General features: G+C 39.6%; 23 protein-coding genes. 10 read left to right on the top strand and 13 right to left on the bottom strand.

What is annotated here, in order from left to right; genetic code table 11:
• Positions 1–7 precede the first annotated feature (7 nt).
• The 10 genes from R2Q78_RS12285 to R2Q78_RS12240 all read right to left on the bottom strand — a co-directional run bounded on the left by R2Q78_RS12285 (position 8) and on the right by R2Q78_RS12240 (position 11,273).
• Positions 8–1,171 (bottom strand): FtsW/RodA/SpoVE family cell cycle protein, encoded by a 1,164-nt coding sequence (locus tag R2Q78_RS12285; RefSeq protein ID WP_316792694.1) that lies wholly within the window; start codon positions 1,169–1,171, stop codon positions 8–10.
• An 11-nt stretch (positions 1,172–1,182) separates the two neighbouring features.
• Positions 1,183–2,526, bottom strand: coding sequence for a UDP-N-acetylmuramoyl-L-alanine--D-glutamate ligase (murD, locus tag R2Q78_RS12280; RefSeq protein ID WP_316792271.1), 1,344 nt, complete (start codon positions 2,524–2,526; stop codon positions 1,183–1,185).
• Positions 2,526–3,773, bottom strand: coding sequence for a phospho-N-acetylmuramoyl-pentapeptide-transferase (gene mraY, locus R2Q78_RS12275; RefSeq protein WP_316792269.1), 1,248 nt, complete (start codon positions 3,771–3,773; stop codon positions 2,526–2,528). The genes murD and mraY overlap by 1 nt, the downstream gene beginning before the upstream one ends.
• Positions 3,773–5,230 (bottom strand): UDP-N-acetylmuramoyl-L-alanyl-D-glutamate--2,6-diaminopimelate ligase, encoded by a 1,458-nt coding sequence (locus R2Q78_RS12270; RefSeq protein WP_316792267.1) that lies wholly within the window; start codon positions 5,228–5,230, stop codon positions 3,773–3,775. The genes mraY and R2Q78_RS12270 overlap by 1 nt, the downstream gene beginning before the upstream one ends.
• Before the next feature lies 1 nt (position 5,231).
• The gene (locus tag R2Q78_RS12265; protein WP_316792265.1) at positions 5,232–7,325 is read right to left on the bottom strand and encodes a penicillin-binding protein; all 2,094 of its coding nucleotides are present in this window, start codon (positions 7,323–7,325) and stop codon (positions 5,232–5,234) included.
• Entirely contained in the window at positions 7,315–7,728 is a 414-nt protein-coding gene (locus R2Q78_RS12260) for an FtsL-like putative cell division protein (protein ID WP_316792263.1), read from the bottom strand. Before R2Q78_RS12260 ends, R2Q78_RS12265 begins: the two co-directional genes overlap by 11 nt.
• On the bottom strand, positions 7,725–8,630 hold the full coding sequence (rsmH, locus tag R2Q78_RS12255) for a 16S rRNA (cytosine(1402)-N(4))-methyltransferase RsmH (protein WP_316792261.1): 906 nt from the start codon (positions 8,628–8,630) through the stop codon (positions 7,725–7,727). Before rsmH ends, R2Q78_RS12260 begins: the two co-directional genes overlap by 4 nt.
• Positions 8,620–9,093: a division/cell wall cluster transcriptional repressor MraZ gene (mraZ, locus tag R2Q78_RS12250; protein ID WP_316792259.1), complete on the bottom strand. Its 474-nt coding sequence runs from the start codon at positions 9,091–9,093 to the stop codon at positions 8,620–8,622. Before mraZ ends, rsmH begins: the two co-directional genes overlap by 11 nt.
• Positions 9,094–9,305: 212 nt before the next feature.
• On the bottom strand, positions 9,306–10,499 hold the full coding sequence (locus tag R2Q78_RS12245; RefSeq protein WP_316792692.1) for a phosphoglycerate kinase: 1,194 nt from the start codon (positions 10,497–10,499) through the stop codon (positions 9,306–9,308).
• Positions 10,500–10,631: 132 nt separating this feature from the next.
• Positions 10,632–11,273, bottom strand: a complete 642-nt coding sequence (locus tag R2Q78_RS12240) for a DNA alkylation repair protein (protein WP_316792257.1) — start codon at positions 11,271–11,273, stop codon at positions 10,632–10,634.
• Between the two features lie 142 nt (positions 11,274–11,415).
• On the opposite strand from R2Q78_RS12240, the gene R2Q78_RS12235 reads away from it, so the two are divergent.
• Positions 11,416–11,847: a hypothetical protein gene (locus R2Q78_RS12235; protein WP_316792255.1), complete on the top strand. Its 432-nt coding sequence runs from the start codon at positions 11,416–11,418 to the stop codon at positions 11,845–11,847.
• Between the two features lie 161 nt (positions 11,848–12,008).
• On the opposite strand, the gene gap is transcribed toward R2Q78_RS12235, so the two are convergent.
• The 3 genes from gap to R2Q78_RS12220 all read right to left on the bottom strand — a co-directional run bounded on the left by gap (position 12,009) and on the right by R2Q78_RS12220 (position 14,881).
• The gene (gene gap, locus R2Q78_RS12230) at positions 12,009–13,004 is read right to left on the bottom strand and encodes a type I glyceraldehyde-3-phosphate dehydrogenase (RefSeq protein WP_316792253.1); all 996 of its coding nucleotides are present in this window, start codon (positions 13,002–13,004) and stop codon (positions 12,009–12,011) included.
• 91 nt (positions 13,005–13,095) lie between these two features.
• The gene (locus tag R2Q78_RS12225; protein ID WP_316792251.1) at positions 13,096–14,139 is read right to left on the bottom strand and encodes an MraY family glycosyltransferase; all 1,044 of its coding nucleotides are present in this window, start codon (positions 14,137–14,139) and stop codon (positions 13,096–13,098) included.
• Entirely contained in the window at positions 14,132–14,881 is a 750-nt protein-coding gene (locus tag R2Q78_RS12220) for a glycosyltransferase family 2 protein (RefSeq protein ID WP_316792249.1), read from the bottom strand. Before R2Q78_RS12220 ends, R2Q78_RS12225 begins: the two co-directional genes overlap by 8 nt.
• A gap of 121 nt (positions 14,882–15,002) precedes the next feature.
• Between R2Q78_RS12220 and R2Q78_RS12215 the strand changes: the two genes are divergently transcribed.
• From R2Q78_RS12215 to R2Q78_RS12175, 9 genes are read left to right on the top strand one after another with little or no spacing between them, the layout of a single operon-like run.
• Positions 15,003–17,306 carry a polysaccharide biosynthesis tyrosine autokinase gene (locus R2Q78_RS12215; protein ID WP_316792247.1) on the top strand — a complete coding sequence of 768 codons (2,304 nt, stop codon included), beginning with the start codon at positions 15,003–15,005 and terminating at the stop codon, positions 17,304–17,306.
• A 4-nt stretch (positions 17,307–17,310) separates the two neighbouring features.
• Positions 17,311–18,441: a glycosyltransferase family 4 protein gene (locus R2Q78_RS12210; protein WP_316792245.1), complete on the top strand. Its 1,131-nt coding sequence runs from the start codon at positions 17,311–17,313 to the stop codon at positions 18,439–18,441.
• Positions 18,438–19,283 carry an ABC transporter permease gene (locus tag R2Q78_RS12205; protein WP_316792243.1) on the top strand — a complete coding sequence of 282 codons (846 nt, stop codon included), beginning with the start codon at positions 18,438–18,440 and terminating at the stop codon, positions 19,281–19,283. The genes R2Q78_RS12210 and R2Q78_RS12205 overlap by 4 nt, the downstream gene beginning before the upstream one ends.
• 8 nt (positions 19,284–19,291) lie before the next feature.
• Positions 19,292–19,954 carry an ABC transporter ATP-binding protein gene (locus tag R2Q78_RS12200; protein ID WP_316792241.1) on the top strand — a complete coding sequence of 221 codons (663 nt, stop codon included), beginning with the start codon at positions 19,292–19,294 and terminating at the stop codon, positions 19,952–19,954.
• Positions 19,951–21,093: a glycosyltransferase family 4 protein gene (locus tag R2Q78_RS12195; RefSeq protein WP_316792240.1), complete on the top strand. Its 1,143-nt coding sequence runs from the start codon at positions 19,951–19,953 to the stop codon at positions 21,091–21,093. The genes R2Q78_RS12200 and R2Q78_RS12195 overlap by 4 nt, the downstream gene beginning before the upstream one ends.
• Positions 21,080–22,480 (top strand): exosortase Y-associated Wzy-like protein, encoded by a 1,401-nt coding sequence (locus R2Q78_RS12190; protein ID WP_316792237.1) that lies wholly within the window; start codon positions 21,080–21,082, stop codon positions 22,478–22,480. The genes R2Q78_RS12195 and R2Q78_RS12190 overlap by 14 nt, the downstream gene beginning before the upstream one ends.
• Positions 22,481–22,486: 6 nt before the next feature.
• On the top strand, positions 22,487–23,635 hold the full coding sequence (locus R2Q78_RS12185) for an XrtY-associated glycosyltransferase XYAG1 (RefSeq protein WP_316792235.1): 1,149 nt from the start codon (positions 22,487–22,489) through the stop codon (positions 23,633–23,635).
• On the top strand, positions 23,632–25,065 hold the full coding sequence (gene xrtY / locus R2Q78_RS12180) for an exosortase Y (protein WP_316792234.1): 1,434 nt from the start codon (positions 23,632–23,634) through the stop codon (positions 25,063–25,065). Before R2Q78_RS12185 ends, xrtY begins: the two co-directional genes overlap by 4 nt.
• On the top strand, positions 24,990–25,553 hold the full coding sequence (locus R2Q78_RS12175; RefSeq protein WP_316792233.1) for a WcaF family extracellular polysaccharide biosynthesis acetyltransferase: 564 nt from the start codon (positions 24,990–24,992) through the stop codon (positions 25,551–25,553). The genes xrtY and R2Q78_RS12175 overlap by 76 nt, the downstream gene beginning before the upstream one ends.
• Positions 25,554–25,558 lie beyond the last annotated feature (5 nt).

Raw genomic sequence — 25,558 nt, 5'->3', positions numbered from 1 at the left:
CTTTATTTTATGCCATTGCCGGTATTTCACCAACGATTATTTTTTTACTGCTATTATTTTCCTCTACATCCTTACTCACACTCAATATAATGCCAAATGCTATGCTTGTAAACAATATGGAAGTTCCTCCCATACTAACCAAAGGCAACGGAACCCCTGTAACCGGACCCAGACCTACAGCTACTGCCATGTTTGCAAATGCCTGAATGGTTAAACTAAAACTTAATCCGGCCGCAAGCAGTGCCCCAAATGCTTTCGGACTCTGTGTTACAATCCTTACACATCGATAAAGTAGTACCAGATATAAGACAACCATTGTCAAAGCCCCCATCAATCCGTACTCTTCCACAATAATTGCAAAAATAAAGTCCGAATATGGGTGAGGTAAAAAGTTCCTCTGAGTACTATTCCCAGGACCTTTACCAAACACTCCTCCGGTAGCCAATGCAATTTTTGATTGATCTGCCTGATAAGTTTTATCTGAATGTTGAGCTTCAGGGTGGAGGAAAGAATTAATACGTGATTTGTATGTCGCCGCCCTTGGTCCTAAAAACACAATAAACATCAATAATACGGCTCCGCCTGCACAAACCATCATGATCTGTTTAATACTGATCCGACCGATGATCAGCAATAAAATACTTACGCCAAACAGCATCAGTGCGGTAGATAAATTGGCCCATGCAATCAATACGAAAACAACACATACCGAACCCATTATCGGGATGAAGGCCTTCTTAACATCTTTAATATTTTCTTGCTTCCTGGTCAGCATCCTGGCCAAAAATGTAATCAGGGCTAATTTCGCCAAATCGGAAGTTTGGAAAGTAAGTCCTATTACAGGAATTTTAACCCATCTTGAAGCATCATTAATGTGTTCTCCAAATGCTGCTGTATACAACAACAATGGAATAGTAATGATCATCAGGATCTTTGATATACCTGCATAATATTTATAATCCAGTAAATGGGCAATATAAATCATACCAATACCCAGGATCACGAAGATAACATGCTTATACAATAAATACTTCTCTACGGTCACCCCCTTATTATAGGCAATAGTTCCTGTAGCACTGTACACCGTAAGTATAGAGATTAGCGACAAAAGGATAATGATCAGCCAAATCCAGCGATCCCCCTTTGTCTTATCTAAAAGTGTATTTATCATCGTATTCATAATTACAGCTCTTTAACCGCAGTTTTAAATTGATTACCCCTGTCTTCGTAGTTTTTAAAAAGATCAAAACTTGCGCAGGCAGGTGAAAGTAATACTGTATCTCCTTTTTTTGCCAGATGATAAGCCACCTGAACAGCCTCATGAGCAGAAAATGTATTCACAATAATCTCCACATCATCTTCAAAAGCCTCATGTATTCGCTTATTATCTTTACCTAAACACACAATTGCTTTAACCTTCTGGTGCACCATGTCTTTAAGCATGGTATAATCATTACCTTTATCTACCCCACCCATGATCAGGATAACCTCACTCCCTACACTTTCCAAGGCATACCAGGTCGAGTTCACATTTGTAGCTTTAGAATCATTGATATAATCAACACCGGAAATTTTAGCAACATGCTCCAACCTGTGTTCAATATTCTTGAAATCACCCATACTTTCTCTTATGGTCGTATTTCTAATATCTAATACTTTTGCTACTATGCCCGAAGCCATAGAGTTATAAATATTATGCTTTCCCTGAAGGGCTAACTCTGTAATAGACATGGTTAATTGGTCGTTTAGGTGTATATTTATGTGTATGTTGTTATTCTCAAGGTATGCTCCCTCTTCAATCTTTTTCCTGATGGAGAATGGATAAACTTTAGCATCTATTTTTGTGCTTTTTAATATTTTCAAGGTTTCTTCATCGTCAGCACAATAGATAAAGACATCATCACTACTTTGATTTTGGGTAATACGCATTTTTGATTCCGCATAATTTCCCAGTTTATAATCATACCTATCTAAGTGATCAGGCGTGATATTTAGCAAAACAGCTACATCTGCTTTAAACTCATACATATCATCCAGCATAAAGCTTGACAACTCCAGCACATACCATTCAAAGTCCGACGTTGCTACCAAAGCAGCGAAGCTATTGCCTATATTTCCAGCCAGGCCAACATTCAATCCTGCTTTTTTCAGGATATGGTAAGTAAGCATCGTAGTTGTAGTTTTTCCGTTCGAACCGGTAATACAAACAGTCTTGCCTTTGGTATAGCGTTTCGCAAATTCTATTTCAGAAATTACAGAAATCTTGTTTTTCTTAATGGCTTTAATGATTGGTGCACTATCAGGAATACCCGGACTTTTGATGACTTCAGATGCATTCAGTATTTTTTCCGAATCATGCTGCTTTTCTTCAAATGCGATATTCAATTCCTGCAGTTTTTCCTTATACTGAGTAGCTATCGCACCAAAATCCGATACAAAAACATCAAAACCCTGTTTCTGTGCCAGCATTGCTGCACCTACACCGCTTTCCCCAGCTCCTAATATGACAATTCTACCTTTTTCCATTACCTCAGTTTTAAAGTGATGATTGTAATAATTGCCAATAAAATACCGATGATCCAAAATCGGGTAACGATTTTAGCCTCATGGTAACCCTTCTTCTGGTAATGATGGTGCAACGGAGACATCAGGAAGATTCTTCTGCCCTCGCCAAATTTCTTCTTGGTATACTTGAAATAAGATACCTGCATGATCACAGATACCAACTCTATCAGGAAAATCCCGCACAAAATAGGAATCAACAACTCTTTGCGAATCATAATGGCAAAAGCTGCAATGATCCCTCCTATAGCTAAACTCCCGGTATCTCCCATAAAAACCTGGGCCGGAAAGGAATTATACCACAGGAATCCAACGCAGGCCCCTACAAAAGCCCCCGCAAAAATCATCAGTTCGCCCGAATTAGGAATGTACATGATATTCAGATAGTCGGCAATGACCGTATTACCTGAAACATAGGCCAGCAAACCGAGCGTTATACCAATCACTGCAGATGTACCGGTAGCCAGACCGTCTATACCGTCTGTAATATTAGCTCCGTTGGAAACCGCCGTAATGATAAAAACAGTGAAGGCAAGGAAAACAAGAAAAGCATATTTTTCATACCCCGGACCTAAAAACTTAAGCACCTTAGCATAATCAAACTCATTGTTCTTATAGAAAGGAACGTTTGTCAGTGTCGACTTTACATCCTGCGTGTAATAGAAGCTTTCGCCTTTCTGTCTCAACACCATAGGTGCTGCAGCTTTAGAAACACTGGCTTCGTCTACCGTTTGCCTCACTACAATATTTGGATGGAAGTACATCGTAAAACCTATAATCAGTCCCAGTCCTACCTGACCTACAATTTTAAACCTGCCTGCAAGACCCTCTTTATTCTTTTTAAATACTTTTATATAGTCATCTACGAAACCAATCGCGCCCATCCATATGGTGGTCACGATCATTAAAATCACATAGATATTAGTCAGGTTTGCCAGCAAGAGCGTAGGAATAAGAATGCCCAGCAAAATCATTATTCCTCCCATGGTAGGAGTTCCTTGTTTTTGCATTTGTCCTTCCAACCCTAAATTCCTCACCGTTTCACCTACCTGCATTTTTTGCAGATAATTGATTATTCTTCTGCCATATACAGTGGTGATGATTAATGAAATGATAATCGCTAATGATGTACGGAAAGTGATGTATTGAAATAACCTCAATCCTGGGAAATCATAATTCTGATTCAGATATTCAAATAAATAATATAACATTAGCTGATCAAGTTAAATTGTTCCATTAACACTTCCTTATCATCAAAATGATGTCTCACACCATTAATTTCCTGGTATTTCTCGTGTCCTTTTCCTGCAAGTAAAATGATGTCACCGGGTTTGGCCAACAGACAAGCCGTCTTTATTGCTTCCTTCCTGTCAGGTATGATCAAACTCTTGCGCTGATTCGTAGGAGAAACTCCTTTTTCCATATCCCGGATGATCGATTGGGGGTCTTCTGTTCTCGGATTGTCTGAGGTCAAAATCACACGGTCACTCCAGTCGCAGGCAACCTGTGCCATAACCGGACGTTTTGTTTTATCTCTATCACCGCCACAGCCAATCACCGTTATTACCTGTTCAGTACCTTTTCTGATATCCTGAATCGTACTCAAGACATTCTGTACCGCATCGGGAGTATGCGCATAATCAATAATACCTACGATATTCTGACTCGAAGTGATATAATCAAATCTTCCTTCAGCACCCGAAAGGTTACTCAACTCCGTCAGCACACTTAGCTTATCCTGATCAAGCAATATCGCAGTACCATATACAGCGAGTAGATTGTAGGCATTGAAAGAACCAACAAGCTTAAAGAATACATCAGCATCGTCGATATCAAGATGAAGTCCGTTAAAACTATTTTCAACGATCTTAGCCCTGAAGTCTGCAAGTTGTTTTAACGCATAAGTTTTTTTAGAGGCCTTGCTGTTTTGCAGCATGATCATCCCGTTTTTATCGTCAATATTGGTCAATGCAAATGCCGATTTAGGCAATGCGTCAAAAAAGCCCCGTTTAGCCTTTATGTAGTTATCAAAAGTCAAATGGAAGTCCAGGTGATCATGGGTAATGTTTGAAAACACACCTCCTGCAAACGTTAGTCCTTCAATCCTGTGCTGCACAACTGCATGGGAACTCACTTCCATAAAACAATAACTACAGCCAGCAACCACCATCTTTTGTAGCAATTCATTTAGCGCTATCGGATTAGGGGTAGTATGCGTTGCAGGGATGATCTCTTCATCAATCTGATTTTGCACAGTAGAGATCAAACCAACTTTGTATCCTAATTTGCGGAAAAGCTTAAAGAGCAATGTGGCGATTGTGGTTTTACCATTTGTACCGGTAATCCCTATCAGCTGCAATTTAGCTGATGGATTTTGATAAAAATTAGTTGCCATTATACCAAGCGCCACAGCACTATCTTCAACCTGAATATACGTCACTGTATCAGAAACATTTTCCGGCAACTGCTCACAAACTATAACCTCTACACCTGCCTGAATCGTAGCCTCAATATAATCATGTCCATCAGACAAGGTTCCCTTAATCGCAAAAAATACATCACCGTTTTTTACATGACGGGAATCAAAAACCAACGCAGTCGCCTCCACATCGGTTGAACCAACCAATGTCTTTATCCCTACACCATATAATACATCCTTTAACTGCATATTATTGTAATTCTATTTGTACAGACAAACCTCTTCCGATCTTACTTCCTGCCGGAATAGATTGTGCTATCACTTTACCACGTCCTTTTACACTCGTTTTCAAACCTGCATTACCCAATAGGTATAATGCATCTTTTAAGCCCATTCCATCAACATTCGGCATCACACCTTTCAACGCACTAAACTCCTCATAAACAACCCCATTACTAGTGTCCAGGGAATTAAAATAAGGTGACTTAGCCGCGTAAAGTGCTTTAATACCAAACGCATTGTATACTTTTTTAACTGCTTTACTCTGACCCGCTTTTGCTTCAGGATTATTCGTATTGCCCACCAGATGATCTGGTATATTATTATACATCTGGATATCACGCGCATAAATCCTATCGGCAATCTCTCTAAACGGAGGTCCCGCGACTAAAGCAGCATAATAAGCTCCCTTAGGGTCGTTTATCACTACGATCAGTGAATATTTCGGATTATCTGCCGGAAAATATCCACAGAATGAACTCTGGTATTGCCTTTTCGCATAGCCTTTATTGTCATCAGCAACTTGAGCAGTACCGGTTTTACCGGCAATTCTATAAAATTTAGAAGCAAGGCTTTTACCTGTACCTTCTGTAAAAACACCCTCAAGCATAGCCTGAACCTTCCCTAATGTAGCGTCAGAGCAGATTTTATTATTTATTACCCTAGCCTGAAATTGTTCAATTGGATTTCCAAGCTTTCTTATTTCTTTTACAAAAATTGGCGCTAAGTATTTTCCATTGTTAGCTACAGCGTTATAAAACGACAGCATTTTTAACGGAGTCAGTTGCATTTCGTAACCATAAGCCATCTGAGCAAGTGTTTGCCTTTTATTCCAGCTTTTGTTATTTGGATTCTTTATCACAGGCCGGGCTTCTCCCGGAATCTGAAGCTTAAGCTTTTCATTAAGATGCCAATCGTACAGGTGATCAGTAAACTTAGACTGATCATCTCTGTAATGTTCGTTTACCATCTGAGCAATGGCCGCATTTGAAGATTCCGTAAAAGCTTTTTTTACCGTAACCACACCTATACTTCCGTGGGAGTCTTTGATTAGCTTTCCCGGAACCTGATAATTCCCAGTCCCGATCATCGAGCTTGTATCTACCTTGTCATCCTCAAGTAAAGCCATATAAGAAGCGAGCTTAAACGTAGATCCAGGATCTTGATTACCTGCGATCGCATAGTTAAATGTTTCCTTATATTCTCCCTTGGCAACTTTCGTGTAGTTCGCCATCGCTCGTATTTCGCCGGTCTTAACCTCCATCAAAATAACCGTCCCATGATGGGCATCGCTTGCTATCAATTGTTTCTCGAGCGCACTTTGCGCTAAATCCTGCATATTAATATCAATCGTAGAAATGATATCTGCACCTTCTTTTGGCGCTACTTCAGCCTCATCATTAACAGGCATCCAAACGCCCCCAGAAATTCTCTGAACAAGCCTTCTCCCTTTTTCACCGTTAATGTATTCCCCAAATGCTCCTTCCAAACCCACACCATTACTTACATTTTCGTTTTTATACCCAATAGTCCTGGAAGCCAGATATTTAAATGGCTTTATCCTTTTATTCTGTTGCACCGCGATCAAGCCCCCGGTATACTTTCCTACATTATATAATGGAAAAGTTCTGATCGTTTTCAGCTCCTGGTAACCAACTTTACGCTTGATCAGTAAATAACGCGCACTGTCCATTCTGGCAGAACGCAAATACCTTGAATATTCTTTCGGAGTTTTGTCTTTAAAAAATTGCGATAACCTAAACGCAAGAGAATCAACCTTACTATTAAATAAGTCATCATCTGCAATACCCCCGGCATACATATCCATACGCAGTTCATATTCAGGAATAGAAGTAGCTAAAAGACTACCATCTACCGAATAAATATTACCACGCGCAGCCTCTACATTGATATACTTTGTAGAGAGACTATCGGCCATGGCACGCCATTTATGTCCCTCCACAAACTGTACATCGCAAAGTCTGATCAATACTGCCACGGCAAACAGCACAATCAGTCCGAAAGACAGATAAACACGCAATAATATGTTAGCTCTAATATTCATTACTGTTTATTATAATTTTTTTTGGCGGCTCAATGAGTTCCTTAATACCTAATGTGTCTACTTTCTTTGCAACCTCCGTCAGCTTGCTCTTAAACATCAAATCAGCCTTAAGCGACTTATATTCCCAGCTCAGTTCCTTTACTTCTTTATTTAATTTATCAATGTTCCTGATGTTCTTCACTGCCATGTGACTGTTTGCGATATACAGCATACACAGCACCGACAAAAAGATTAAAAACGGCAACATCTCCGTTGCGGCCTCTTTACTTACCACACCTTCAGTAAACAACTTTTTAAAGAACAAATTCTCCGTTGACGGCTCCTTCTTCTTAACCTTTACCTCAATTTCTTCTTCCAATTCAGGCTCATCATTCTCTATATGTTCTCTGAACTTGTTATTCATAACTTCTCCCCAATCCTTAGCTTTGCACTCCTGGACCTGCTATTACGCAGCAATTCCTCTTCATCAGCTACTACCGCTTTCCTGGTAATTACTTTAAATGGCTTCAATTCGTTTCCAAAGAAATCCTTCTCTACTTCACCTTTAAGCTTGCCTTTGGCCAAAAAATTCTTTACAGGCCTGTCCTCCAGAGAATGATAAGACATCACCACCAGACGGCCACCGCTTTTCAGCACATCTGCAGTCTGCACCAGAAAACTTTCCAAAACGTTGATTTCAGCATTAACCTCAATCCGAAGTGCCTGAAAAACCTGCGCCATGTATTTGTGTTCCTTACCTTTCGGAATATGCGCGCCTGCGACTTTTTTGAAATCAGCAAGCGTCTGAACAGGCTGCTCCACACGCCCCGTCACCACGGCCTTAGCCAGCGACTTCGCATTTTTCACCTCTCCATATATTCCAAAAATCTTATGCAGCTGGTCTTCAGAATAGGTATTCAAAACCTCAGCAGCAGTCAACTTACCCTGCTTATCCATGCGCATATCCAGCACAGACTCAAACCGGGTAGAAAAACCACGTTCAGCCTCATTAAACTGATGAGAAGAAACACCCAAATCAGCCAGAATACCATCTACCGATTTAAAACCAAGCAAACGAAGGTTATTTTTTAAAAAGGCGAAATTCTGGTCCACAAACAAAAAGCGCGGATCATCGATTTTATTTCGTTGTGCATCAGGGTCCTGATCGAAAGCGATCAGGACACCATTCTTACCTAAATGCTTCAGTATCTCCCTCGAGTGACCACCACCCCCAAAAGTTACATCCACATACACACCATCAGGTTTAATATTTAAACCGTCAATACATTCTTTTAGCATTACAGGAACATGGTAGTTATTTTCCATCTTCCCTCCTGTTCTTATCTCCCATTACCTCAGCCGCAAGCATTGCGAAATCAGCAGGATCTTTATCAAACAACGCTTCATAAGATTTTTTGGACCAAACCTCAATCTTATCAAACTGACAAGCAAGCACCAGTTCAGAATTAATTTCAATACCTACAGACTCCATCAGAGAATTAGGCAAATTAACCCTGCCGGTAGCATCCAGCGTCAATTCTGTTGCGCCACGCGTAAATAATCTTATAAACTCTCTGTTTTTTTGTTCGTACGGATTCAGCTTACTCAAGTCCTCCACTATCTTTTCCCATACTTTCTTAGGGTAAATTACCAGGTGTTTCTCAAAACCCCTGTTAACCACAAGTCCCTCTTGCTCAACATTAGGCAATTGTTTTTTTAAACTCGAAGGGACCATCAAGCGTCCTTTCGCGTCTAATTTACAATCAAATTCTCCTAATAACTGAACCATAACAATATGTGCACTTTTTATGTAGTGTAAAAATAGGTACTTCTACCACTTTTTACCACATTCTACCACAAAAAGTTTTCCACATATTATTTAATTACCACTTTCCCCCATTTTTACCTTAAAAAGCCATAAAATAGCAGTGGGAGGAAGTGGTAAAAAAAACAGGCGTTTCGCAAAAACGAAACGCCTGTCCTTAAAATGAGTCAGGCCGACTAGTCATTAATAGCCTTAACACCAGGCAATTCCTTACCTTCCATATATTCCAGCAATGCACCACCACCGGTAGACACATAGCTAACCTTGTCCTCTAAATTGAACTTAGCAATCGCAGCTGCAGAATCACCCCCCCCGATTAACGAAAAAGCACCATTATTTTGAGTAGCTTCGACAACCGCATTTGCAATAGCACGGGTTCCCTGCTCAAAGTTTGCCATCTCAAAAACACCCATAGGCCCATTCCACAATAATGTTTTAGAATCTTTAATCACCTTAGAAAACAATTCAATGGTTTTTGTACCAATATCTAAGCCCATCCAGTCCGCAGGAATCTCACCAGAATCAACAGCATCTTTTCTGGCATCATTATCAAACTTATCTGCGATGATGGTATCCACCGGCAAAATCAGGTTTACACCTTTGGCTTTGGCTTTTTCAAGCAGCTCCAGACAAAGTGCCATTCTGTCCTCCTCTAATAAAGAAGTCCCAATTTCACCACCCTGTGCTTTAGCAAAAGTATAAGCCATACCACCACCTATAATAAGGTTATCTACTTTATCCAATAAACTCTCAATCAGTAAAATTTTATCAGAAACTTTAGCGCCTCCCATAATTGCGGTAAACGGTTTATCAGCACCATGGTTCACTTTCTCTGCATTTTTCAATTCCTCAGCCATCAGGTAGCCAAAGTATTTGTCATTAGGGAAAAATTCTGCAATGATCGCAGTTGAAGCATGAGCACGGTGTGCTGTTCCAAATGCATCATTAACATAAACATTTCCAAGTTTCGACAACTTTTCAGCAAAAGCCTTATCACCTTTTTCCTCTTCTTTATAGAAACGAAGGTTTTCCAATAACAATACCTGTCCCGGAACAAGATTCCTTGCTTTATCCACTGCCTGAGCCCCTATACAATCATCTGCAAACTGCACTTCAATATCCAGCATTCTGGATAGGTCTCCTAAAATATGTTTTAAAGAATATTTATCCTCCGGGCCAACTTTTGGTCGTCCCAGATGAGACATCAAGATCACACTGCCACCGTCATTTAATATTTTAGTAATGGTAGGCAATGCAGCACGCATTCTCTTATCGTCTGTAATATTGAAATCTTTGTCTAAAGGGACATTAAAATCTACCCGGACTAAAGCTTTCTTATCAGCAAAATTGCATTGATCAATTGTTCTCATCATTAAATAATTTTATAGTATGGTTTTAGTAGAACAAATATAGAGCATTTTATCACTCCACCCAATCTGCAAAACAATATATGGTTCTCCTGTCCCTAACCCTCCCCCAGCAGACCGCGCTTACGCAGGTCGTCACAAGCCCCTTTTATTGCTTTCAATAGCAATGAACTCTGGCAAATAATCTGGAGTACACCCTTTTGACACCATTTCACCTTTATAAAGACCAGTTTCCTCGCCTATAGCAATACAGCGCGCCCGAAACTTTTTATCGTAAATACCTATCCAGCCCGCAGCAAAATTCATTGCCCACTGCACTTCGGGTGCCTCCCTGGCAATATTAGCTTCAATTGCAGAAAGCAGGTATTCAGTATTTTCAGGAGAAGCTTGTCCAACCCATCTTAAACGCGCCTGATAATACCAGAAAATCCGCCTTTGAAGAGGCGACGGGCTATTTTCCCAGGATTCCATCAATGCAATAGTTTTCTTGTTTTTAGCCAGTTGATTGGCCATGAGCCAGTCTATCAATTGATTTCGCTCGTTAAGCGGATGAGCCTGAATATCCTTATCCAGTTTATCAATCATATCTTGCGTAAGAACTTTATTATCCATGATTAAGATGCCCAGTTGTCTGGGCAGGAAATCGCCGCTGCTCCAAAGCTCAATAGCCAGGGCGTGATCCATCTTGATTTCCTTTGCCATTTTGCGCAGGTCGCCAAGTTTAGTTTTACTATTGATTTGTTCCAGGAGTTGTTCTGCTTTTGGTAAACTTTGCATATCAATCTTTCTGTTTTTATGATCCGGTATAAGTTACGAATTTCTATTTAACCTTTACCTACCCATGCAGGACAGGGTAACAAAATCCAATCTTGATTGATATACCTGTAAACAACCAGAAATTAACATTAAAATCAAGATCATGAAATCAATACTACCAGCTTTTATCCTGTCACTGATCAGTGCAGTAGCTATCGCTCAATCACCAGTTCAAAAACAAACTCAAGCACCAGTAAAAGTTCAAAGCCAACCCGCGGCACCGTCACAAGCCGTATCTTCAGTAGGTACACTTGCAGGCGGAGCTGGTGGTGGTGCTGCCGCTGCTTCCTATGCGGCTACAGGCAGAGTTGCAGCCCCAACTACAAATCCTGCAGACAGCACCAAAAATGCGGCAGAAAGAAGAAGAGTAGAAGTTTTAAAGAGCAATAAAACAGGTGACCCAAATGCCATTGCAGTTAACCCGCTTTATACGCCTTCTGGTAATACGGGAGAAAACCCTCTTCACAACACTGCCTCAAGGGCTATTAATGAATCAGGCGTATCCGTTAAATCAACCACAAAACCAAAAAAATAAGTTGTCATCATACACAGGTTAACTTTGAAGACGTAACTCCACCTGCTGGTTTAGAAATGAAATAGAAGAAAGTCAGGGGCAATGTAGTATTGCCCCTTCCCTCCTCAAATACCATAAACCCTGACAAAAATCAGTATAAGTGATAGTATATTGGTGAGATCTTAACCCTTCTCTGCAATGATCTTCTCAACCACATCCATTAACCTGGAAGAATACCCCGATTCATTATCATACCATCCTACTACCTTCACTAAGTCCCCTACGATAGAGGTCAGTTGCGCATCAAATATGCAGGAATGTGTATTGTCCAAAATATCTACAGAAACAATCGGATCTTCGGTATATTCTACGATACCCGACAGTTCATTTTCAGATGCTTTTTTAAAAGCAGCATTGATCTCAGCTATTGTCGTTTGAGATTTGAGAATACAAGTAAAATCGGTCAATGATCCGTTTAGCACAGGCACCCTTATTCCAGCCCCGCCTAATTTACCTTCAAGGTGTGGAAATATGTTTGTGATGGCCTTAGCAGCACCGGTACTTGTAGGTATAATAGATGCCGAAGCGGCCCTTGCCCTCCTTAAATCTTTATGAGGAGCGTCATGCAAATTCTGATCACCTGTCATCGAATGAACGGTTGTAATGTAGCCATCTAGGATTCCCCAATTGTCATCCAAAATTTTAACCATTGGCGCCACGTTGTTAGTCGTGCATGAAGCATTGGAAAGTATAGGCGAACTAAAATCTACATCGCCATCATTGACACCCAAAACAACCATGGGAACATCTTTATCTGCAGAGGGAGCTGAAATCAATACTTGTCTCGCACCTGCTTTCAAATGCTGTTCGGCACCCGAACGGCTGGTAAACCTGCCGGTCGACTCCAGAACAAGATCAACATTTAACTCCTTCCATGGCAATTCAGATGGATTGGCTTCAGAAAAAACAGCAATTTTTTTCCCATTAATGATCAGTCCTTCGCTATCAAAACCGACCTTACCTTTAAATCCTCTGTGCACAGTATCGTATTTAAATAGATGTGCAAGGGTTTCAATAGCTCCAAGATCATTAATTGCTACGACATTTATGTTTCTTTCAATTGCAGCACGTAAAAAGATACGTCCTATCCTACCGAAACCATTAATTGCGATGTTCATTTCTTTGCTCTGTTTATGCGCGCAAAAGTACCTATATTATCACGAGCAAGCCAACAATTCTATAACGAAATCTCAAAGTTTTACATCGGAATTAACTTCTTTTTCCTTTTGCATACGTTATCCAAACATTAAAAATAATGCAGATACAAAATAGAACACCTATCAATTGAACATCATTCAGAAAATTCAGGGACAATGCTAAGATTAAGATCCAGACATTGAAACATGCAAGAATCAAAACAATGGTAACATCACTAAAGCCCAAAAACTTTAATTTATGATGCATGTGATTTCTATCTCCAGCAAAAGGCGATTTACTAGCTGATAGCCTGAGTAAAATGACCCGTATACCGTCAAATACCGGAACAATTAAAATCGCCAGTACAATAGCGGGTGACACATCTATTATAGTGGCACCCGATAAATTGTGGTCATTCAGTGTCAAAAATTTAATAGCTGAAGAAATAGAGACCAGCCCAATAACCATTGAACCGGCATCCCCCATAAATATAGTCCCGGAAACAAAATTATACCTCAAAAAACCAGCTATTGCACCCGTCATTCCAAATGCTGCAAAAGCCATCGTAGTATTCCCCAGCTTTAAAAAAAGCATCCCAAAGCTAACATTGACAATAACCCCTATCGTACCCGCCAGCCCATCAATTCCGTCGATGAAGTTAAAAGCATTGACCACAAAAACCACTATGCCTATCGAAAGAATCGCTGCATTCAATTCACTAAGTTCATATACCCCAAGTAAGCCATACATGCTGGTGATCTTATAATCTCCTAAAAAAACAAGTATAATAGCCGAAAGCAGCTGGACCTGGATCTTTTCTCCAGGCAATACCCCACCTAGAATATCATCTTTCAATCCAATAAAAAACACAACTGAAGTAGAAATCAATAAAGCTCCAACCTCACCATCCCGAACATTTAAAAGCAACAACATACTCAGCATAAAAGCTGAAAAGATGACAACGCCCCCTAATCTGGACGCTCCAAAACCATGACATTTCCGATGAAAGTCTAAATCATCATACAACTCAAACCAATCGCAATACTCAATGATGATTGGTATTTTAATTACCGAAAGAATAAAGGAAATGCAAAAAACGCTGATTAAATCACACATATTTAAATTGCCTTAATTTCCTCAACTTCTTAAAGATTACACCAACTACCGGGGTAAAAACACGGTTTAGCCTCATTGCCTGATAATCGTGGAAAGCAGTTAAACACATGCTGAACAAAGAATTATTACTCCTGCCGCCCGTCCTCATAATGACCATTACTCTATCTAAAAAAAATGCGGACAAATCATTTTTACAAAAAAGTCTTAAAATCATTTCATAATCACCACTATTCCCAAACGACAACGAGTACCCTCCAAAATTTTTAAAAATCACTCTTTTAAGGTATAAAGTAGGATGAGGTGGCATCCAGCCGAACCGAAAGTCAGATTTTTTAAAAGAACCGGATTTCCATATCCTGACAATTTTTGTAAGGTCATTGCGTTTCGCGAAATTTAGATTCCCATAAACTGCATCACAGGAATTTCTCCTGAAACAATTTACAACGGCAGACACAACATCCGATTCCGCCAATACATCATCGGCATTTAAAATACCAATCACTTCCCCTGTTGCCAATTCAATGGCTTTATTTATCGCGTCATACATAGACAAGTCGGGTTCACTCCTGATGCATGCAATGTGCGCTGAATATTTCTCTATGACCGCCAGGGTTCCATCTGTAGATCCACCATCAATCAAAATGTATTCTATATCCCGGTATTCCTGACTAATTATAGACCTGATACAATCTTCTATAAAGTGGCCACAATTAAAAACTACGGTAATCATACTAACTCTCATAATAGATTAATATATTTGCCTGCAAGAATAAATAAAAAACAATTATAAACAACAATAAATACTATTAAATAATTTAAATTAACTATTAAGATACTGTAATTCTTTTCAGAATTCTAACCTTATGACACAAAATATTGTATTGAAAGAAATTAGTTACCTAAGAATTTTAAAGATTTTGATCGGAAAATGGCACTGGATCATATCTGGTTTGATTGTCAGCTTATCAATAGCATTTGGCTATTTAAGCTTTACCACTCCGGTTTACAGGTGCAATGCCTCATTGAAATTCGAAGAAAAGCGTTCTGAACTTTCAGAGTTAACCAGCATTAGAAACATTTATGAAAGGACAAACAAGGTCGAGTCAGAAGCACTGATCATCAAATCGAGAACTGTGCTTACAAAAGCGATCAGATCATTAAATTATAATGTATCATTTTACAAAAAATCAAATTTCAAGCTGACAGAAACCTATCCAGCCAAACCACTGACAATAAAAATTATAAGGAGGAATCAAAGAGCGCCTGTCACTATTTTTGCTTTTCAGGCCATCAGCCACAACCGGTTTAAATTATCTTATAAAGATGCCAGGAATAATCAGCTTGATTACTACTATAAATATGGTGATTTAATAAAGCACCCCAGCGTTTCATTCAAGATACTGGCCTCAAACAATGGTCTTCTTCATAAAGAAGCCATTTCATTTCATTTCAACAATGACACAGAACTTATGGAACGGATAACCAGGTCATTAAGGATAGATGACCACCAAAACATCAACGTATTGAATCTCGGAATTACGGATCACAATCCTCATTTTGCTACAGACATTTTGAATGCCATAATGGAACAGTACTTAATATTTGACAAATATCAGCGCTTATCCTCCGCAAGTCAGACAGAAAAATTTATCAACACCTTACTCCGCACCATTTCTGTGACAGCGGACTCTTCAGCTAAGGCATTTCAAAAATTCCGGGAGGAGAAGGACTTTGCCGGACAAAATGAAGCTCATGAATACATTGAAAAACTATCGTCCCTGCAAAATGAGGCTCATGTACTGAGTATAAAAATACTTGAATCTTCATTCATCAAAAAACGTATGGATTCATCCGGCAATGAAGATTTTTTCAATTATAACCTGCTATCGGTCACGGATACACAACTGATTTATTTAATTACAAAATACAATGAGGTTTTGGCAAAGAAAAGAGAATCAGAGCACCTGTTCCCAAAACAATCTGTCTTTTTAGCACAAATTGAACAACAAATTGATGAGCTTAAAACAGCCATTTCAAAAAATATAACCAGCCAGCATGAAGTTCTGATAAGGAAGGACGAACTTTTAAAATCAAAGACCAAACAACTTCAGTTCAAATTAAAAGCCTTTCCAAGTAGGGAGCGGCAATTTGCAGCCCTGCAATCCAGGGCCGAAATCCAACAAAAAGTATTGAATTACTTGATAGAGAAGAAACTGGAAGCACAGGTTTCAAAATCGGCTGTAACACCAGGAGCCATGATCATTGATCTGGCAACTACGCCCGCTGAACCGATAGCGCCTATACCCCGGAATACCTATACTACTTCGATACTCTGCAGTTTACTGCTATCAGCAGGAGCTATATTAATTGCGAAAAAGCTCAATCCACACATACATACCAGAGAAGAAATCGAAGATGCTACTGACATACCAATACTTGGAGTAGTACCTAAACACAAGCATACTGATCCGCTGTGTATTCCTTCGCTACATATCCCTGAATGTTTATTTTCTGAATCAATTAGAGCCCTCAGAAGCAATTTAAGTTTTTTGGCAACTGAGAAACCAGGCAGGATAATTCACATTACTTCTGAAATTTCTGGAGAAGGAAAATCATTCCTATCAGTTAACCTGGCTACATCGCTCTCGCTAATCAATAAAAAAGTGATCCTGATCGCCGCTGACCTAAGAAAATCTTCATTACATAAAATCCTGAACCTCACCAACCAACCCGGCTTAAGCAATTACCTGGTTACTGAAACTGAAGTCAGCCATATGATAAAAAGCACAAATATTCCAAATCTTGATTTCATATCTTCCGGCACCATCCCTCCAAATCCTGCGGAATTACTACACAGTAAAAAAATGGAGAAGATGCTCCTAACCCTAAGGAAGAGCTATGATTTCATTGTTATAGATTCGGCACCGGTTGGTATCGTTTCAGACTGCAAGCCAATTATAAAAATTGCAGACATTAATCTGTTTATAATCCGGGCAGGGATATCAAGACATAACTATGTTTTTACTCCTCAGACACTAAAAAAGGAATTTAATTTGAGTAATGTTTCAATAATCCTGAATGACTTTCAACCCGATAATTTTCATATCCCTTATTATAATAGCAAAAGAAGCGGAATAAATTATCAGAATTATAGCTATCGAGCTTAGATTTATGAGAAAAAAAACAGTTCTTTTATTTCTTGGCCTGAGCATCTTCAATACCAACGGAGGCATTCAACAGGTATGCAGATCATTAATTTATGCATTGAGTGCTATCGCTTTAAAGATGAACCTAAGTTTTCAAGTTTATTCACTGCATGATAAAAATCCCGATCCAAAGTACATTGAAAAAGCAAATTTCAGTGGCTTTAGCGGTAAACGGATGCATTTCATGCTAAAAGGACTGCGTACCTTTCAAGACCAAAAAACCATCATACTTGGTCATATTCACCTTTTGCCCCTGGCCTTTCTGTTAAAAATATTAAATAAGGATACAGAAATCATTATGCTGGCACACGGCGTCGAAGTGTGGCGGGACCTGAAGGCATGGCAACTGTATCTCCTTAAAAGTAAAGTGACCATCTGGGCTGTAAGCAGCTTTACAAAACACATGTTGGAAACCAGACATCAGATCAAACCTCATCGCATACATATCTTAAATAACTCCATTTCTCCTTTTTTCCAGGTACCAGATCATTTTCATAAACCCGGGGAATTGCTAAAACGATACGAACTGATACAAAAACACATTTTATTAAGCATCACAAGGATGACAGAGCAGGATAGGCATAAAGGCTATGATCATGTCATCAATGCTATTCCCACACTCTTATCCAGATTCCCCAACCTGCATTACCTTATTTGCGGACAGCAAGATAAAAATGAACAAAACAGGCTTAAGACACTAATCGATAAGCTAAATATCCGGCAGCACGTCACTTTATTAGATTTCATACCAGCCGCAGAGCTAACCAGCCATTACCTTTTAGCAGACCTGTTCATTTTACCAAGCAAAAAAGAAGGCTTTGGAATCGTATTTATTGAAGCAGCCGCGTGTGGTCTCAAAATCGTATCAGGAAACCGAGATGGGAGCATCGATGCCATGCTAAACGGGAAGATGGGCTGTATGGTCGATCCTGATAACAGCACTCAAATCAGAGATGCGATCATTCAGAATCTAGAGCAGGGCCACAATTACACTCAAGCTAAACGGATTCAAAAAAAGTGTTTAAAATACTTCAGTCATAAAAAATATGCATACAAAGTAGAACATCTTCTAAAACAAACATCCATTTTCAAATGACCAGAAAAAACCAAATATGGAATATCACGCCACAGCCTTCATTATTTGCAATCCGGCTGAAAAATCTCTGGCCCTACCGCTATTTATTTGCAAACCTCATCAAACGCGAGATCACTGCATTTTACAGACAGACTTTGCTGGGGCCGCTATGGTTTTTCATCCAGCCCCTTCTTACCACGTCCATTTTCGTTTTCACTTTTGGCAAACTCACAAAGATCCCTACTGATGGGATCCCCCCAACGCTTTTCTACCTCTCAGGAATAATCATATGGAACTATTTTACCGATTGCATCAATAAGACAGCGGGGGTTTTCAAGGACAACCTACCTCTGTTCCGCAAAATCTATTTCCCAAGGATCATTGTACCATTAAGTACAGTTACAGCTTTACTAATGAGGTTTGGGATTCAATTGTGCATGTTTATTATCCTTCTCGTCTTTTATCATTTTAACGGATTCCGGGTCCATCTGAATTCGCATATTTTTCTATTTCCTCTTTTGATCTTCAATGTCGCAGCATTAGGTCTTGGGATTGGCTTACTGATATCGGCACTCACCATAAAATACAGGGATCTTAACTTTTTAATCGCCTTTGGCATCCAGCTGATGATGTATGCTACAACAGTTATTTTCCCGCTTTCAGTTGCACCAGCCTACCTCAGGAAACTATTGCAAATTAATCCTGTAACGATAATTATAGAAACATTCAGGTACGCACTTTTCAGTAAGGGACTGATAACCCCTCAGACTTTCATTTCTGCATTTGTTATTTCAGGTTTGATACTCTTTACCGGAGTTATTGCATTTAAAAAAGCTGAAACAGATTTCATTGACAACATATGAGTATAAATATGCCTGAGCCAATAATCCGTGCGGAAAATCTATCTAAGTTGTATAAAAATAATCCGATTAAAAATTCGGGGTTCAACGATGATCCCACAAACCTATGGGCCTTAAAAGATGTAAATTTTGAGATCATGCAGGGAGATATCGTAAACCTCAGCGGAGACAACGGTGCAGGAAAGAGTACATTATTAAAAGTCCTGAGCAGGATCACGTCCCCGACATACGGCAAAATTACAGGATTTGGAAGGATAAACAGCTTACTTGAAGTTGGAGCAGGATTTCACCCTGAATTAACAGGAGTTGAAAACATCTGCCTTAATGGAGCCATGCTGATGATGAACAAGGCCCAAATCGCAGTGCATATTGATACAATATTCGACTTCGCAGGGATCAGCCAGCATGTTCATGTTCCAGTTAAAAGATATTCTACCGGGATGTACATTCGCCTCGCATTTTCTGTTGCCATGCATCTTGAAAGCGAAATTCTGATCCTGGACGAGGTACTTGCAGTGGGAGATCTTTCATTTCAGCAAAAGTGTCTCAGGAAGATAAAAGACATCAATTCAAAAGAAGGGAGAACCATACTTATGGTAGACCACAGCAACAGGTTCCCAAAAAACTTATACAATAAACAGATCAGACTGATCAATGGAAGGATCGAACTATGAGAACAACAAAACTAGCCATCGTAGTCAGCCATCCTATTCCTTACTATACGCCGGTCTTAAGGGAACTCGCGAAAAGCATCAGGTTGAAAGTATTTTACACAGCAGGAGATGAGCAGTTTTATGACCATGGATTTCAAAAAAACATACAATGGGACACCGATCTGCTTCAAGGATATGACCATCAGTTTTTAACCAATACCGGCAGACAAAATCCTTACCTGCATTTTTTCAGGATTAAAAATCCAGACGCGATAAAAGCCATAACCCTATTCAACCCTCAGCATTTGTTAATTTATGGCTGGGCATACTACAGTCACCTTAGCATCATCAGGCATTTCAAAAACAAAGTAAAAATCAGTTTCCGCGGAGATTCCAATCTTTTAAATAACTCATCCGGCATAAAAAACCTATTTAAAAGAATTGTACTCCGATGGGTATATAAACATATCGACCAGGCATTCTTTACCGGAACCCACAGCAAAACCTATTTCAAAGAATATGGACTCAAAGAGCCTCAGCTATTCTTTGCCCCACATGCGATAGACAATCACAAATTCGCAGCAATATCCGCCTCCTCTGAAAAACAAACTTTAAGAGATAAACTGGGATTGAAGGATGATCACATTCTGATTCTGTTTACCGGAAAATTCAATCCCAATAAAAACCCACAATTACTATTGAATGCATTCTTAAGGATAAAATCAGCAAATCTTACACTGCTTTTTGTTGGCGGTGGCATACAGGAACACCAATTAAAAGAAACAGTCCGGGAGCACCAAAACTCAAAGATTCATTTTCTGCCTTTCCAGAACCAGGACTCCATGCCCGGCATTTATCAGGCTTGTGACCTTTTTTGCATGCCATCCAACCATGAGTCCTGGGGTCTTGCGATCAATGAAGCAATGGCCGCCGGGAAAGCAATATTAGCGTCAGATCATATTGGTTGTGCTATAGATCTGATCCGGGAAAGTAATGGAAAAACTTTCAAAAGAGGTGACATCAATGATCTTCAGAAAAAACTAGCGCTATTAACTACGAGCAAATCCGATTTAATTAAAAGAGGACTAGCCTCAAAAGCCCTAATAGCAAAATGGGACTTCAGTACACAAATAAAAAATATACTGTATGCTTTTAAATGAGCTTTCTCGCAAAATAAAAATCCTGATCCCTTTGTATTTCCCATGGCTTTTGGCTGAGTCTATAGCATACTATGCAGAATTGTCCTATTTGATTGCATGGCTGGGATCATTCTTTATTTTCTATTTAACCATCCTCTCCCCTTTTCGCTTTCAAAGTATAGATCTTCCGCTGCAATATCAGATCATGAGACCGTTGGTAATGATCCAGATCATTTTCGCAGGCTTCATGTGCTGCACGTCAATATTCTATTTCTTAAACCATTTGAATCACTTTCAGCCTGATGTTCAGGAGCAAATCAAATTAATAGCCAGATGCCAAAGGATTTCACTACTAGCGCATGCCGCTATGGTCACGGGGATCATCATAAGTACGAAATCAATGCCGGTTGTTCAACACAAAATCATGGAAAATCCTTTCCTTCTGATGATACTCACAGTAATTACTTATTTTTCAACTTTAATCATTGATTTCGTCCCGCTCCCGGAACTTACTCAAATCAAATACCCGCTCCTGAATATCTCTATCAGCTGTGCAGCCTGCACCCTGATTAAAGGAATAGCAGATAAAAACCTCTTAAAGCTCGGTTTTGGCGGATGTGTATTCTTCATTCAATTGCTGAATTCCACACTTTCCGGATATAAAGAAACAATTATCATCTGCACCATCTTAATCGGCTTTATCGCATTTCCATATTTTAAAAAAACAATCATCCTGTTCTCTCTACCCGTCACTTATCTATTGTTTTATACGCTGCCTACTTTCACCACAGTCATCAGGGCACAGTCATGGACTTCAGGCAAATCTTTAAAAACAGCCAGGACAAATGCTTATGAAACCTTTTTTAACGAAGAAGATCAGCAACAGATCACGATGAACAATCAGGAGTTTCTGACCAATAGACTGAGTGAAATAGGCATGTTTACAAAATACGTAAAACTAGTACCCGATCAACGGCCCTACTATGGATTCCAAATCATTTTCAATTCGTTCTACAATCTGGTCCCACGCATAGTATGGAGTGATAAACCAAATACAGAAAAAATCGCGATGGAAAGGGTTTATGAATGTGGGATAGTCAACAGGGCATCGAGTGTATCTGCCAAGACAAGGCCTATAGTAGATGGTTATCTAAGTGCAGGTCTTATCGGTGTATTCGTTTACATGTTCATTTATGGGCTGCTGACACAATTTTTATGCAATAAAGCTGAACAGCTTTTCTGTGGTTATCAGATGGGCTGCATCATCATTTTCAACAGCATATTTCAGTCTTTATGGCGTGGAAATACTTTTGAGTTTTTGCTCAATAATATATTTTATGGATACCTCCTGATGCACCTCATTTACCTAATTATGAGAAAATTACAAATCATTACTCCGTCAACATAAAACAAAATGAAGATCATACACATAAGCCCTTCCTATAAACCAGCATGGTGCTATGGCGGACCCACCAGATCTGTATCTCTGCTATGCGAAGCACTGACTGCATCAGGCCAGCAAATTGAAGTACTTACAACCATCGCTAATGGGAACACGGAACTAAAGATAGCGACGTCTGACCCCATATCAGTTGACGGAGTAACTATCCGATATTTTAAACGCATAACCAAAGACCACTCACATTTTTCTCCTGCGTTGTTATACTACCTTTATAAAAACACGTCTTCCAAAGACTGCAAAGCAATTATACACATTCACTCCTGGTGGAATATGACGTCAATGCTATCCTGTTTAATTGCCAAAGTAAATCACAAACGCGTGGTCCTTTCTCCGAGGGGGATGCTTTCCAGCTACACATTTTCTACCGGCAACAGTTTTCTAAAAAAGATCGTCCATAAGGTCATTGGCAAAAAACTCATTGATTATTGCCATATACATGCCACAAGTAATCAGGAAAAAAAAGACATACTCAAGTTGCAACAAGTAAGAAATAGCTGTACAATACCCAACTTGATCCAATTACCTGAAAAACAAACACGCAGTCTTAGGAAGACCTTAAAAAAAATGCCTTTTAAAATACTTTTTCTATCGAGAATTGATAAAAAAAAGGGTTTGGAGTTGTTGTTCAGGGCATTGGCCCATCTGGATTTCCCCTGGTCACTCACCCTTGCCGGCGATGGGAAATACGGGTACATAAAACTACTGAAAAGTTTATCGGATAGTCTTTTCATATCAAGTTCCATCGCCTGGTTAGGAGAAATAAGCAACACTGACAAGTACCCATTAATCGCCAGTCATGATCTACTTGTATTGTTTTCATACAATGAAAACTTTGCCAATGTAGTCCTGGAAAGCCTGAGTATGGGCACGCCGGTTGCAATTTCAAATCGGGTAGGATTAGCTGACTATGTACACTTGCATCAGCTAGGCTGGATATCGTGCTTAACCGTCGACTCTATTACATCAGCACTATCCGATGCTTATAAAAATGATATGCAAAGGGCAATCATAAACAGCTCGGCTCCCCTCATGATCAGAAATCATTTTTCAGCTACAGGTCTCGTACAGCAATACATCAACTTTTATCATCAGCTAGCATGAGCAACCCAGAATTCTCCTTTGTTATTCTGACATATAATGAAGAACAGCACCTGCCTCGTTTATTAGATTCTATCCGGGTATTAGAAGCAGACACCTATATTCTGGATTCGTATAGCGAAGACAATACGATAGCCATATGCCATGATTACCATACCACTGTAGCTCAGGCTCGCTTTCGCAATCATCCAACACAGTGGCACCATGCGCTTTCAACTTTCCAAATCACCACTCCCTGGGTGATTTGTCTGGATGCGGATCAGATTGTAACCCGGGAGTTGATCGCTTTACTTCTGGATTTTAGAAACCGGGATCACCTTGATATTGATGGGATTTATTTTAACCGAAAAAACTACTTCAAAGGGCGCTGGATCAGGCATGGGGGATATTACCCCAAATACTTGCTGAAGATGTTCAGACACGATAAAGGCTGGTCGGATCTGACTGAAAATATGGACCACAGATTTCAGGTACATGGAAAAACACGCATCTGGAAAACTGGACATATTATTGAAGAAAATTTAAAGGAAAACAGCATCAGCTTTTGGGTAGACAAACACAACCGCTATAGTACGCTTCTTGCTGAAGAGGAAGTCCAGCGCATCAAAGACAGGTTTAAACAATCTATTAAACCCAGCCTATTCGGCAGTCCTAACGAACAAAATGCATGGTTCAAAAAGTTATGGTGGAGTTTACCCAGATACCTTCGGCCATTATTGTATTTCATGTACAGGATAATTTTACAAAGGGGTATTTTAGACGGGAAAACGGGTATCATTTACCATTTTCTTCAGGCCTTTTGGTTTAGGCTTCTTGTAGACATTAAAATCGATGAGCACCTTAAAAAGCAGGATCCGTCAAAAAGCGCGATCACTTTCCTGCTTAATTTCCTCATGCTCTTTGCATTTTTTTACTTGACCAATATCTTCTATATTGGCATTACCACACCAGATGGCTTGTACATCGAGTGGATGGATCAGCACTTGAACTATATTGCTCATTGGCGCAACGCATCTATACACACCACCGCCTCTGTATTGAGATTATTCGGATACATTGTTGAAGTCAGTGAACAGGGAGTATCTGTAAAATACCATTCCGGATTTAAGCTCATTTATTCCTGTCTGGGATACGGAATAATGAGTTGCTTCGCTGCCTTTGTCATTGCATTTCCAAAACCCGCAAGATCAAAAATCTGCTTCCTCATCATAGGATTATCCCTGATTCAATTGATCAACCTGCTTCGTTTAACATTGATCGCTATATACTATCGCACTTGCCTCCTGCCATTTAAAACAGACCATCACGACTTATATAATTACCTCATCTACACTGTCATAATTTTTATTACTTACTTATGGATAAAATTCCCCGGCTTAAAAAAGCATTTGACAAAGGAAAGTTTTCCGAAGGTGCCTCAAAATTCAAAATAGCCTGCTGGTACCTCACAAGTCTTTTTTTGTTTCAATCAGGCTTAGTGCCTTTCAGCAATATTCTTGTACTTGTGCTAAGGATTTATGGCGCTAAAATTGGCAAGGATGTGCGCATCAAACCCTTTGTAAACATCAAATACCCATGGAAACTTAGCATAGGTGATCATTCATGGATTGGAGCTTGTCAAATCGAAAACTTAGACAAAGTAACCATTGGCAGGAATGTATGTATTTCCCAAAATGCGATGTTGTTAACTGGGAGCCATAATTACAAAGAGGCCTTGTTTGACCTCATCACTAAACCGATCGTTCTGGAAGAGGGGGTTTGGATCTGTGCCAATGCAATGGTATGCCCCGGGGTTACCGCTCACAGTCAGGCTGTGTTGTGCGCAGGATCAGTAACCAGTTCAGACCTGAAAGCATCATACATTTACCGGGGAAATCCGGCAATTGAGATCAGAAGAAGACCTACGAGTACCTCAAAATAATGATC

Source organism: Pedobacter frigoris (genome assembly GCF_032678645.1).
Classification (GTDB): domain Bacteria; phylum Bacteroidota; class Bacteroidia; order Sphingobacteriales; family Sphingobacteriaceae; genus Pedobacter; species Pedobacter frigoris_A.
Note: the sequence above shows the minus strand (reverse complement) of the source record. Positions and strands in the feature narration are given on the sequence as shown.

What these genes read in the sequence shown, in the direction of transcription:
- R2Q78_RS12285 (WP_316792694.1), bottom strand. Translation starts at nt 1,171, where the DNA reads ATGATAAATACACTTTTAGATAAGACAAAGGGGGATCGCTGGATTTGG.
- murD (WP_316792271.1), bottom strand. Translation starts at nt 2,526, where the DNA reads ATGGAAAAAGGTAGAATTGTCATATTAGGAGCTGGGGAAAGCGGTGTA.
- mraY (WP_316792269.1), bottom strand. Translation starts at nt 3,773, where the DNA reads ATGTTATATTATTTATTTGAATATCTGAATCAGAATTATGATTTCCCA.
- R2Q78_RS12270 (WP_316792267.1), bottom strand. Translation starts at nt 5,230, where the DNA reads ATGCAGTTAAAGGATGTATTATATGGTGTAGGGATAAAGACATTGGTT.
- R2Q78_RS12265 (WP_316792265.1), bottom strand. Translation starts at nt 7,325, where the DNA reads ATGAATATTAGAGCTAACATATTATTGCGTGTTTATCTGTCTTTCGGA.
- R2Q78_RS12260 (WP_316792263.1), bottom strand. Translation starts at nt 7,728, where the DNA reads ATGAATAACAAGTTCAGAGAACATATAGAGAATGATGAGCCTGAATTG.
- rsmH (WP_316792261.1), bottom strand. Translation starts at nt 8,630, where the DNA reads ATGGAAAATAACTACCATGTTCCTGTAATGCTAAAAGAATGTATTGAC.
- mraZ (WP_316792259.1), bottom strand. Translation starts at nt 9,093, where the DNA reads ATGGTTCAGTTATTAGGAGAATTTGATTGTAAATTAGACGCGAAAGGA.
- R2Q78_RS12245 (WP_316792692.1), bottom strand. Translation starts at nt 10,499, where the DNA reads ATGAGAACAATTGATCAATGCAATTTTGCTGATAAGAAAGCTTTAGTC.
- R2Q78_RS12240 (WP_316792257.1), bottom strand. Translation starts at nt 11,273, where the DNA reads ATGCAAAGTTTACCAAAAGCAGAACAACTCCTGGAACAAATCAATAGT.
- R2Q78_RS12235 (WP_316792255.1), top strand. Translation starts at nt 11,416, where the DNA reads ATGAAATCAATACTACCAGCTTTTATCCTGTCACTGATCAGTGCAGTA.
- gap (WP_316792253.1), bottom strand. Translation starts at nt 13,004, where the DNA reads ATGAACATCGCAATTAATGGTTTCGGTAGGATAGGACGTATCTTTTTA.
- R2Q78_RS12225 (WP_316792251.1), bottom strand. Translation starts at nt 14,139, where the DNA reads ATGTGTGATTTAATCAGCGTTTTTTGCATTTCCTTTATTCTTTCGGTA.
- R2Q78_RS12220 (WP_316792249.1), bottom strand. Translation starts at nt 14,881, where the DNA reads ATGAGAGTTAGTATGATTACCGTAGTTTTTAATTGTGGCCACTTTATA.
- R2Q78_RS12215 (WP_316792247.1), top strand. Translation starts at nt 15,003, where the DNA reads ATGACACAAAATATTGTATTGAAAGAAATTAGTTACCTAAGAATTTTA.
- R2Q78_RS12210 (WP_316792245.1), top strand. Translation starts at nt 17,311, where the DNA reads ATGAGAAAAAAAACAGTTCTTTTATTTCTTGGCCTGAGCATCTTCAAT.
- R2Q78_RS12205 (WP_316792243.1), top strand. Translation starts at nt 18,438, where the DNA reads ATGACCAGAAAAAACCAAATATGGAATATCACGCCACAGCCTTCATTA.
- R2Q78_RS12200 (WP_316792241.1), top strand. Translation starts at nt 19,292, where the DNA reads ATGCCTGAGCCAATAATCCGTGCGGAAAATCTATCTAAGTTGTATAAA.
- R2Q78_RS12195 (WP_316792240.1), top strand. Translation starts at nt 19,951, where the DNA reads ATGAGAACAACAAAACTAGCCATCGTAGTCAGCCATCCTATTCCTTAC.
- R2Q78_RS12190 (WP_316792237.1), top strand. Translation starts at nt 21,080, where the DNA reads ATGCTTTTAAATGAGCTTTCTCGCAAAATAAAAATCCTGATCCCTTTG.
- R2Q78_RS12185 (WP_316792235.1), top strand. Translation starts at nt 22,487, where the DNA reads ATGAAGATCATACACATAAGCCCTTCCTATAAACCAGCATGGTGCTAT.
- xrtY (WP_316792234.1), top strand. Translation starts at nt 23,632, where the DNA reads ATGAGCAACCCAGAATTCTCCTTTGTTATTCTGACATATAATGAAGAA.
- R2Q78_RS12175 (WP_316792233.1), top strand. Translation starts at nt 24,990, where the DNA reads ATGGATAAAATTCCCCGGCTTAAAAAAGCATTTGACAAAGGAAAGTTT.